This window comes from Actinomycetospora sp. (assembly GCF_055612215.1).
Genome location: NZ_JBVPVA010000739.1, coordinates 1 through 4,645 on the forward strand (window position 1 = coordinate 1; position 4,645 = coordinate 4,645).

Annotated in this window: 7 protein-coding genes and 1 pseudogene; 5 read left to right on the forward strand and 3 right to left on the reverse strand. The window is 74.7% G+C overall.

The annotated features are described in order from the left end of the window. Together AC0CYZ_RS20130 and AC0CYZ_RS20135 are read left to right on the forward strand one after the other, a co-directional pair. A pseudogene (locus AC0CYZ_RS20130) lies at positions 1–184 on the forward strand (putative protein N(5)-glutamine methyltransferase); the annotation flags it as partial. Continuing rightward, a complete protein-coding gene (locus AC0CYZ_RS20135; RefSeq protein WP_472218544.1) occupies positions 181–1,125 on the forward strand; it encodes a patatin-like phospholipase family protein in 945 nt (314 codons plus the stop codon). The pseudogene AC0CYZ_RS20130 and the gene AC0CYZ_RS20135, both read left to right, overlap by 4 nt. Positions 1,126–1,128: 3 nt before the next feature. Here AC0CYZ_RS20135 and AC0CYZ_RS20140 read toward each other — a convergent pair whose 3' ends face one another. Next, complete coding sequence (locus AC0CYZ_RS20140; protein ID WP_472218546.1) at positions 1,129–1,767, reverse strand: biliverdin-producing heme oxygenase; 639 nt, start codon at positions 1,765–1,767, stop codon at positions 1,129–1,131. A 196-nt stretch (positions 1,768–1,963) separates the two neighbouring features. Here AC0CYZ_RS20140 and AC0CYZ_RS20145 point away from each other — a divergent pair, with 196 nt between their 5' ends. Both AC0CYZ_RS20145 and AC0CYZ_RS20150 read left to right on the forward strand, forming a co-directional pair. Continuing rightward, positions 1,964–2,302 carry a hypothetical protein gene (locus AC0CYZ_RS20145; RefSeq protein WP_472218548.1) on the forward strand — a complete coding sequence of 113 codons (339 nt, stop codon included), beginning with the start codon at positions 1,964–1,966 and terminating at the stop codon, positions 2,300–2,302. A gap of 60 nt (positions 2,303–2,362) precedes the next feature. Next, the gene (locus AC0CYZ_RS20150; protein ID WP_472218550.1) at positions 2,363–3,331 is read left to right on the forward strand and encodes an aldo/keto reductase; all 969 of its coding nucleotides are present in this window, start codon (positions 2,363–2,365) and stop codon (positions 3,329–3,331) included. A 128-nt stretch (positions 3,332–3,459) separates the two neighbouring features. On the opposite strand, the gene AC0CYZ_RS20155 is transcribed toward AC0CYZ_RS20150, so the two are convergent. Further along, complete coding sequence (locus AC0CYZ_RS20155; RefSeq protein ID WP_472218552.1) at positions 3,460–3,663, reverse strand: cold-shock protein; 204 nt, start codon at positions 3,661–3,663, stop codon at positions 3,460–3,462. Positions 3,664–3,929: 266 nt separating this feature from the next. Here AC0CYZ_RS20155 and AC0CYZ_RS20160 point away from each other — a divergent pair, with 266 nt between their 5' ends. Then, entirely contained in the window at positions 3,930–4,262 is a 333-nt protein-coding gene (locus tag AC0CYZ_RS20160) for a hypothetical protein (RefSeq protein ID WP_472218554.1), read from the forward strand. A 63-nt stretch (positions 4,263–4,325) separates the two neighbouring features. On the opposite strand, the gene AC0CYZ_RS20165 is transcribed toward AC0CYZ_RS20160, so the two are convergent. After that, a partial coding sequence (locus AC0CYZ_RS20165) for a VOC family protein (RefSeq protein ID WP_472218556.1) occupies positions 4,326–4,645 on the reverse strand: 320 nt, incomplete at its 5' end.

Genomic DNA, 4,645 nt, shown 5'->3' on the forward strand with positions numbered 1-4,645 from the left:
GCGCCGGATCGCGGCGCTCGCCCCGGCCTGGCTCGCCCCGGGCGGGGCCCTGCTCCTGGAGTGCGCCGCCCACCAGGGCGACGCGGCCCGCGACGCGGTCGCCGCGGCCGGTCTCGCCGCCACGGTGGAGCACGACGACGAGGCGGACGCGACCGTCGTCGTGGGCCGGGAGGCCGCCCGGTGAGCGTGCTCGACGTCCTCGCCCGCCGCCGGGACCTCGGGACCGACGGTGCGGGACCACACGCCGAGAGGCGCCACCGCGTCGCGCTCGTCGTCGAGGGCGGCGGCAGCCGCGCGACCTTCTCCGCCGGCATGGCGGCCGCCGTCGAGGACCGCGGCCTCACCCCGCTGCTCGACGACGTCTACGGCGTGTCGGCCGGGTCGCTCAACGCGGCGTGGCTGGTCGCCGGGAAGGCGCGCGAGGCGATGGCGCCGTGGACCGACCGGTCGGTGATGCGCGGGACGATCGATCCGCGCCGGGTGCTGCGCGGGGGTCGGGTGGTCGACCTGGAGCACCTCGTGGAGCACGTGTACGTCCGCGAGGTGCCGATGCCGTTCGCGACGATCCTCGCGAGCCCGGTCGCGTACCACCCCATGGCCACCGACGCCGACACCGGCGCGTCCACCGACCTCGCCCCGCTGCTCGACGGCCCGCCCGCGCTGCGCCGGGCGCTGCAGGCGAGCTCGACGCTGCCCGTCCTCGCCGGCCCGCCGGTCGGGCTGGCCGGCCGGCGCTGGGTGGACGGCGGGCTCTCCGAGCCCGTCGCGGTGCACACCGCGCTCGCCCGGGGCGCGACGCACCTGATCGTGCTGCGCACCCACGCCGCGGAGCACGTCCCGGCCGAGCCCCCCAGCGTCGTCGACGCCGTGGTCCGCCGGTGGCTGCGCCGCCACGCGCCCGGCGTCGTGGGGGCGTGGGTCCACCGGGTCGCGCGGGCGCGGGAGACCGAGACCCTGCTGGCCGAGCTCGAGGCGCAGGGACGACTGCTGCACCTGCGTCCGCCCGCCGACGCCCCCGCGGTCTCGCGCACGTCGACCGACCTCGGGCTGCTTGGTGAGGCGCTGCGGATCGGCCACGAGGCCGCCGACCGCGTGCTGGACGCGCTGCCCAGCCGGTCGGCGTGACCCTCAGGCCGCGGCCGCCCCGGTGGTGTCCCAGAGGTCGTGGAACATCGCGATGTTGAGCTCGTAGGCGCGCGTGACCTCCTCGATCACGCGGGCCCGCTCGTCCTCGTCCCAGGGCGCCGCGTCGAGCAGTGCCCGGTAGTGCGCGCGGAAGCGCGGGACCGGGCCGAGCGCGGAGAAGTCGTAGAACGCGGTGCCGCCACCGGTCACGCCGTAGCGGCGCGGGAGCAGGGCGGCCACGGCCTGGCCGCCGGCGACGTCGCCGAGGTATCGGGTGTAGTGGTGCGCGACGAACGCGGCGGGCCGGTCCGCGACCTCGCGGATGCGGTCGGCGTAGCGCAGCGTCGCCGGGAGCGGCTCGGGGTCGGTCACGCCGTAGAAGGCCAGGTCGGCGGCGATGTGCGGGCCGCGGCGCAGCGCGTCGACGACGAACGGGCCCGCGACCGGGTCCTGCGCCATCGCCTCGCCCACGGACTCCAGGGCGTCGTAGACGACCGCGTACTGCTCGACCAGGCGGGCGTAGTCGGCGACCGCGAGGCGCCCGTCGAACAGCGCGTCCATGAACGGCGAGTGGTTGGCCCGCTGGTGGGCCTCGAGCGTCGAGCGTCGGACCGACTGGTGGAACGGGACCGTCTCGGACACCGGCACCTCCTGGTGGGCAGCCCGCGCGCGGGCGGAGCTCGAGCACCGCGTCGTGCTCCGCGAGCGTAGGTCGGGCCGGGGAGCGAGGGAACCGATCACCGATGCGAGGTTTTCCGGCGGCCCGAGGTCGGGCAGAATTGGCGGTGGAGGCTCGAACCCGCGGCCCGTCGTCGTCCCGCGCCCGGAAGGCCCTCCGATGAGCTTCACCGACATCGTCGTCGCGTCCTCCACCGCCCGCCCCGGCTGCCTCGGGGGCCGCGTCCCGTGCGGGCCCGACGCGCTGTTCCTGCTCGTCTACAACGACCCCGAGCACCCGGTCGTGGGCTACGGCACCGGCTGGACGCTCATCGCCTCGGAGGGCAGCGACCGCTGCTGGTCGACCGGGCTCCTCGCCCACGGCGCCGACGCGCGGACCCCGGAGGCCGACGCCCGCGCGGTCGCCGAGCGCGTGCTGGCGACGCAGGGCATCCGGGTCCGGGGGTGGCGCAGCGGCGTGACGGGCGCCCTGCCGATCCGGCGCGCGCAGACCGCCTGAGCGGCCCCGGCCCGGGGAACATCGAGGGTGCGAAGCACCGTCGGAACCCTGGAGGACCACGTGAAGACCGCCACGCTCGGCGCGTTCGAGGTCGGCCGCATCGGCCTGGGCGCGATGGGCATGTCGAGCGCCTACTCGGGCGCCGGCAGCGACGACGACGAGTCGATCCGCACCATCCGGCGTGCGCTCGACCTCGGCGTCACCCTGATCGACACCGCCGAGGTGTACGGGCCCTACGTCAACGAGGAGCTGGTCGGCAAGGCGATCCGGGACCGCCGCGACGAGGTGGTGCTCGCGACGAAGTTCGGGCTGATCTCCCACACCGGCCGGGACGGCGCCGACTCCAGCCCGGAGAGCGTCCACACCGCCGTCGACGGATCGTTGCGCCGCCTCGGCGTCGACCACATCGACCTCTACTACCAGCACCGGGTGGACCCGCGGACGCCGATCGAGGAGACGATCGGGGCGGTCGCCGAGCTCGTCGCCGCGGGCAAGGTCCGGGCCATCGGCCTCTCCGAGGCGTGGGCGGACACGGTCCGCCGGGCCCACGCGGTCCACCCGATCACCGCGGTGCAGTCGGAGTACTCGCTGTGGACGCGGGAGCAGGACGAGCTCCTGCCGGTGCTGCGCGAGCTCGGGATCGGCCTCGTCGCGTACTCGCCGCTCGGGCGTGGCTTCCTCACCGGGCAGGTGCGCTCGATCGACGACCTCGACGAGGACGACATGCGCCGCAGCAACCCGCGCTTCGCCGAGGAGAACTTCCGGCGCAACCTCGAGGCCGCCGACGAGGTCCGGGCGGTCGCGGACGATGCCGGGGCGACCCCCGCGCAGGTCGCGCTCGCCTGGGTGCTCTCGAAGGGCTCGGACATCGTCCCGATCCCGGGGACGAAGCGCGTCTCACGCCTCGAGGAGAACGTCGGGGCGGACGCCGTCGAGCTCACGGCCGATCAGCTGGCGCGCCTCGACGCACTCACGCCCGCCGTCGGGGGGCACCACTCGGAGGCGCAGATGACGCTCATCGAGCGGTGACGTGCAGGGCGTCCGGGCCCGGACACGACAAAGGGGCTGTGGCCTACGGGTATGAGGCGTAGGACCACAGCCCCGGCGGGCCGGGCGCGACACCCTGACGGCGGCGCCCGGCCGGGTTCAGCCGAGTGTCAGAGAGCCTGGACCGAGTCGGCCTGCGGGCCCTTCGAGCCCTGGCTGGACTCGAAGCTCACGCGCTGGTTCTCCTCGAGGGAGCGGAAGCCGCCGCCCTGGATGGCGGAGTAGTGGACGAAGACGTCCTTGCCTCCGTCATCGGGGGCGATGAAGCCGAACCCCTTCTCGGCGTTGAACCACTTGACGGTTCCTTCAGACATCCATCCTCTTTCGGGTCGGACGAGCCGTGGGCAACCTGCCCACGGACGTTGCCCGACACCGGAGCACACGAGGTCACTATCCCTCGTCGTGCGAGCCGGGCCGTTGTCACATGATCCACGGGGCTCAAGCACGCGAGGAAGACGAGACTGCAACGTCCGAAACGCTAGCACGGACGGCTCAGCGCCCCTCCGGCCGCTCGCCGGGCGGGCGCGTCGGGCGCCGTCGGTTCGTCCGCTCGCCACCCGTTCGTGCGTACTGTGGCGAGATGGGAGCTGACGAGCCGGCCACGTCCCACCGGAACGACCGCGCCGCGGCGCTGCGGTCCGCGCTCGAGCTCGCGAGCCACGGCCCCGAGCAGCCGCCGTCGTTCTCCTCCGACGGCGGGGCGACGATCCACGACGCGTGGGGTCGGTCAGCCCGGGTCCAGCCGCTCGGCCAGCGCACCCGGATCAGCCTCACCGCCGAGGACGGGCGCGACGCCGAGGCCGAGGTGGACACCGACACCCTGGTCGACGCGATCGGCCGGCACCGGTCCGCCTACGGCGCGATCGCGGCGGCGCTGGAGCACGAGAACGCGCTGGGCAGCTCGGTCGAGTGACCCCGGACGGCTCACGGACCACCGGCGTCCGCGGCACGTCGGTTCACCCGGGCGGGCGGCGGCTCAGTCGACGTGCTGGGCGATGTTGAAGACGTTGCCGTCGGGCGCCCGGACGAAGAAGCGACGCACACCCCAGGGCTCGGTGGTCAGCGGGTGCACGATCTCGTACCCGCGCCGCTGCGCCTCGGCGAACGCCTCCTCGACGTCGTCGACGCGGATCGTGGCGATCGGGCTCTCCGGGGCGGTGGCGTCCCGGGTCACCACCTGCACGCTCGCCCCCGAGCCCGGCGCCGTGAAGCGGGTGACCCAGTCCATGTTGATGCTCTCGTCGGTCATCCCGAGGTAACCGGCGTAGAAGTCCCGCGCGGTGGCGATGTCCGGCA

Bases quoted from the DNA above. Each gene is read 5' to 3' on its own strand.
- AC0CYZ_RS20145 (WP_472218548.1), top strand. From the start codon at position 1,964: ATGAGCTTCACCGACATCGTCGTCGCGTCCTCCACCGCCCGCCCCGGC.
- AC0CYZ_RS20155 (WP_472218552.1), bottom strand. From the start codon at position 3,663: ATGTCTGAAGGAACCGTCAAGTGGTTCAACGCCGAGAAGGGGTTCGGC.
- AC0CYZ_RS20160 (WP_472218554.1), top strand. From the start codon at position 3,930: ATGGGAGCTGACGAGCCGGCCACGTCCCACCGGAACGACCGCGCCGCG.